At 69.3% G+C, this 303-nt stretch carries 1 protein-coding gene; it reads right to left on the bottom strand.

What is annotated here, in order from left to right; all coding sequences use genetic code 11:
* Window positions 1-34 precede the first annotated feature (34 nt).
* Window positions 35-303: enolase C-terminal domain-like protein (locus B3E94_RS21730; protein ID WP_286915149.1), on the bottom strand; the 269-nt coding region annotated here is incomplete at its 5' end.

Genomic DNA, 303 nt, shown 5'->3' with positions numbered 1-303 from the left:
TTCACGTGGAACAGCATGGGGTATCTCCTTGGGGTTAGCGGCGGGCGAACCGCGCCAGGCGGGTTTCGTCCAGGCTCAGGCCGAGGCCTGGGGTGCGCGGCACGTGCAGCTGGAAGTCGTGGTACTGCGGCGGCTCGTTGACGATGTCTTCGGTCAGCAGCAGCGGGCCGAACAGCTCGGTGCCCCAGGTCAGCTGGCGCAGGGTGAGGAAGGCGTGGGCCGAGGCCAGGGTGCCGATCGAGCCTTCGAGCATGGTCCCGCCGTACAGGGCGATGCCGGCGGCCTCGGCGATTTGCGCGGTGC

This window comes from Pseudomonas sp. UBA6315 (assembly GCF_002438125.1).
Classification (GTDB): Bacteria; Pseudomonadota; Gammaproteobacteria; order Pseudomonadales; family Pseudomonadaceae; genus Aquipseudomonas; species Aquipseudomonas faucium.
The sequence above is the reverse complement of the archived record's forward strand: the minus strand, read 5'-3'. Positions and strand labels throughout refer to the sequence as shown.